We start from the raw sequence: 4,412 nt of genomic DNA, 5'->3' as shown, positions 1-4,412 counted from the left end.
GCTCTCTGCCAGTGCAACGGGCGAGAACCCGCGCGCAGCAAGCGCGCCGGGCCGGTACGACTGGACCAGGACGTCGGCCGTTGCGGCCATGTCACCGAAGTCGGCCCGCCCCGTCTCGCGGTCCAGGTCGATCACGATATTGCGCTTGCCCACGCCCAGATCGAGCAGGAACATCTCGGTGTCATGATTCACCGGCCTGGTGACATGTAGTACATCGGCGCCCTGCTCGGCGAGCGTGCGGGCCACCATCGGACCCGCAATTACATGGGTCGCATCCAGTACCCGCAAGCCGGAAAGCACTCCAGCACAGTCACTTTCGTTATCCGCTGCGGTCCTGCGGCGAGGCGGTGCGTCACCGATCCGCTCCACACGGATCACCGGCTGCCGGTCAAGATGCTGCCCCTGTGGGGTGGTACGCCATTCCTCGGCGGTACGGACCAATCCGGCAGTCGCCCCGGTGGCGTGGATTGCTCCTTCGAGTTCCAGTCCGTCACGGCTGGCAACAGCCTTGGCGATGCTGTCGCGTTCGCAATCGAGTACCTGAAGGACCCGATCGACCTGATTTGGCCTCGCGCTCCCGAGGACCAGATCGATCCAACGACCGTCGTGGGTACGAAAATACGGGTTCATAGGTTCGACGGTCTGTATCGCGCCGTACCCGGCGGCCGGTCTCCAGCCGTCCGAGCGTTTGGTGTGCGCGGCGACATAGAGCGCTTGTGTCGCACGGTGCATATCCACGGTCACGGTCTGCTCGTCACCGCCGATTCGTCGCCAGTACTCAGCGGTCGCTGCCCCGGTCGCGGCCAGAGCGGCCGCGGACGCCGTACTGATCCGGCGGCGGGCGATGCTTCGTTGCTCGGAACCGGTGATCCGGACGCGACCCGTCGAAGTCGGTAGACCCATCAATCCGAGCAAATCCGCGGTGGCCCTCAAACACGTTGCCTGGTCTGCGTGGGACATTGTTCTCAGGCCTCGACGAAGGCGAATGCGTCAAGGCGTGCAGAGACGACAGACCGAGCTTCGGCCATGATCGTCTCCACGACCTCGCGGCAAGTGAGCACCTCGTGGATCAAGCCCTGTGACTGTCCGGCCCACCACATTCCGGCTTCCATATCGCCTTGGCGTAGAACACCGTGACGGCCACGTTCGCCAGAGGCGAGATGGGCAATATCGTCGAAGGTCGTGTCGGGCCGCGAGGAAATTTCGAGAATCTCCTCGGAGACGCTGTTGCGAGCCACCCGAGCAGTGTTGCCGAATTTGCGGAAGACGAGCACCGTGTCGCGCTCGGTGTTGGCGACGATTTGGTCCTTGACCGACTGGTGAACAGGTGCCTCGTGTGTGGCTACGAACCGGGTTCCCATATTGATCGCGTCGGCACCAAGGGCCAGTGCCGCTACCAGTCCGGAGCCGGTCGCGAAGCCGCCCGAGGCAATGATCGGGACGGTGAGCTCCCGGGCAGCGGCTGCGATCAGGATCAGACCGGGCACGTCGTCCTCGCCTGGGTGGCCCGCGCACTCGAAGCCGTCGACGCTCACTGCATCAACTCCCACACTCTGCGCTTTCACCGCATGACGCACAGACACCGCCTTGTGGATTACCTTGACCCCTGCCGCCTTCAGAGTGGGAAGGTAGGGGGCCGGGTTCGCACCTGCGGTCTCCACGACCATGACGCCGCTGTCCACAATCGCGGACAGGTACTCGTCGTACGGGACTGGCTTGACCGTCGGCAGGATGGTCAGATTTACCCCGAATGGGCGGTCGGTCATCTCCTTGCACCGGCTGATCTCGTCGGCCAGCGCCTGCGGCGTCGGTTGTGTTAGGGCTGTCAGGAAGCCAAGGGCGCCGGCTTCGGCCACCGGGGCAATGAGGTCGGCGGTACCGACCCCCGTCATTCCGCCACAGACTATGGGTGTGTCGATACCGAAAGTCTGTGTGAATCGGTTGCTGAACATGGCGGTCAGTCCTCGAGGATGTCGATGAGGTTGCCGGTGGCCTCGATGAACTGTTCCACTAGACGGCTGACCACTCCTGCGCAGGTCTCCTGCTTGTTCATCATCCCGACGATCTGGCCGATCGGAGTGGTGAGCACTGCATCCACCTGGTGCTCCACCGCACTGGTCATCGCGTCGCGGACCAGCATGCCTTGCAGCGGTGTCGGCAGGGGCTTCGGGGCGTCTTCGCCCTCCCACGCATCGAACCAGGGGGTGCGCAGCAGACGGACCGACTTGCCCGAGTATGCGCGGGAGACGAGAGTTCCCTCTGAAGTGGCACCCAGGACCCGCTTGAGCAGCTTGGGCGGCAGTTCGCCCTCGACGGTGGCGAGCCAGACCGAGCCGAGCCAGACGCCCTGGGCGCCGAGGGCAAAGGCGGCAGCCATCTGCCGTCCGTCGCCGATGCCACCGGCGGTGAGTACCGGGCGGCCCTCAGCAATATCAACGATCTGAGGAGTCAACACCATCGAAGAGATGTTGCCGATGTGACCACCTGCCTCATGACCCTGCGCGATCAGGATGTCCATGCCTGCCTCGATCTGACGCGTGGCATGACGCGGGCTGCCAACCAGTGCACCCAGCTTGACACCCTGCGCCCGAGCGCGATCAGCGACTTCGGTTGGCGGGGCACCGAGCGCGCTGACCAGGAACTTGACCTCCGGAAATTCCAGGGCGACGTGGGCTAGCTCGGTGAAGTGCTCGGAGGTCAGCATGTGTGCTGAGTACAATCGGGCGCTCTCACCATCGGTCGGCGGCGGCACATCAAATTGGTCGATCAACGCTGCCACAAAAGCGCGGTGCTCCTCGGGCAACGCCTCGTCAACGGCATCCTCGCGAGAGAGAGCCTTGGCAGGGAAGATCAAGTCAACACCGAACGGCTTGCCGCCAGTTTGCTCAACAATCCACTTCAGGTCGATCGCCAGTTCCTCGGCCGAGTGGCGAGAGACGCCCAACACGCCCATCCCGCCGGTTTTGCTGACCGCAGCCACAACGTCTCGGCAGTGGCTGAATGCGAAGATCGGGTATTTGATGTCAAGTTGACGGCACACGTCGATGTTCATCAGTTCTCCCTCACGGAGTTGGTGGTGATTGGGGGAGCGGAGTACATCTCGCGCAGTTGCTGCTTGACGACTTTCCCCGCTGCATTTTTCGGAAGTTCGCCCACGATGTGGATCTCCCGAGGCCTCTTGAAGTCGGCTAAATGGATCAGTAGGTGGCTACGCAGGCCGTCGATCAGCGTGTCGGCCTGACTCGAGTTGCTGGGCACGATCGCTGCACAGGGGACCTCGCCGAGACTGGCATGGGGGATGCCGAAGACCGCAGCCTCACGCACGCCGGCATACGCCAACAATGCAGCTTCGATTTCAACGGGGGCGATGTTGTAGCCTCCCCGGACAATCAGCTCGCGGCGTCGGTCAACGAAGTAGAGGAACCCTTCGGCGTCGTAGCGGACCACGTCCCCCGAGGCGATCCAACCGTCGTCCCCCTTCACCAGTGTCGTTGCTGCGGGGTCCCGGTGATAGCCGCGCATTCCGCTGGGGCCACGAAGGAACAGTTCGCCAGGTTGGTCCGGCCCGACCTCGACACCAGCGGCGTCCAGCACCTTGAACTGTGTGAACCGGCCAGCTGGCCGGCTGCCGATCGACCCCGGACGAAGCTCCGCATAGGCCGGTGGCAGGTAGGTTCCTCCCGGTCCGCCCTCAGTGAATCCGTAGGTTTGCATCAGACCGACACCATGGAGGACTGCGCGCAGGCGCCGGATGACATCCGGCGCCATGGAGGAGCCGCCGTAGTCAAGAATTCGCAGGTTCGAGAGATCATGTTCGTGGAGTGCCGCATGATCCAACCAGAACTGGTAGATCGAGGGTACGGCCACGTAGATCGTGCTGGCGTAGCGCTCGATTCGGGCGAACGTACCGGGAAGGTCGGCCTCGTCGATCACGACATGGGCGCCGGCCCACAGACAAGACAACGCGTTGAAGTGCAGCCCAGCGCCTGACGTGACTGGGAAGGGGCTTTGCAGGACGTCTGCTGAGGTGAGCTCGAAGCAATCGGACCACGCAGCCCCAGCCGCGATCGAGCTCGAATGGGTGTGCTCGACGCCCTTCGGCAGGCCGGTCGTTCCCGAGGTGTAGAGCACCGAAGCGAGGTCCGACTCCTCACCGATCCACAGTGGGGCCGTCGGATCTTGGGGGGACTGAGCGAGTAGTTGTTGCAGCGCTGACAGGTCCAGGACACCTTCCGCCCGGCAGTGGGCGAGCAGATTGCTTACCTCGACGGGTGTCAGGCGGGTGTTCACGGGGACGTTGAATGCTCCGGTTTTGAGTACCGCGTGGTATAGCACGATCGCCGCCAGGCCTTCTGAATTGTCGACAGCCCAGGCCACAGGGTGGCCGGTGACAGCGAGTCCGCGTTCGAGAA

Annotated in this window: 4 protein-coding genes; all 4 read right to left on the bottom strand. The window is 63.6% G+C overall.

Translation table 11 applies throughout. From position 1 onward, the window contains the following. On the bottom strand, positions 1-903 hold a 903-nt coding region (locus VIQ49_RS21190), incomplete at its 3' end, for a CoA transferase (protein WP_331888348.1). Between the two features lie 62 nt (positions 904-965). Further along, entirely contained in the window at positions 966-1,952 is a 987-nt protein-coding gene (locus tag VIQ49_RS21185; protein ID WP_233365652.1) for an NAD(P)H-dependent flavin oxidoreductase, read from the bottom strand. A 5-nt stretch (positions 1,953-1,957) separates the two neighbouring features. Next, a complete protein-coding gene (locus tag VIQ49_RS21180; protein ID WP_233365653.1) occupies positions 1,958-3,052 on the bottom strand; it encodes an NAD(P)H-dependent flavin oxidoreductase in 1,095 nt (364 codons plus the stop codon). Then, a partial coding sequence (locus VIQ49_RS21175) for a class I adenylate-forming enzyme family protein (RefSeq protein ID WP_331888341.1) occupies positions 3,052-4,412 on the bottom strand: 1,361 nt, incomplete at its 5' end. The genes VIQ49_RS21175 and VIQ49_RS21180, both read right to left, overlap by 1 nt.

The organism is Williamsia sp. (genome assembly GCF_036566845.1).
In the GTDB taxonomy this organism is placed as follows: domain Bacteria; phylum Actinomycetota; class Actinomycetes; order Mycobacteriales; family Mycobacteriaceae; genus Williamsia.
Note: the sequence above shows the minus strand (reverse complement) of the source record. Positions and strands in the feature narration are given on the sequence as shown.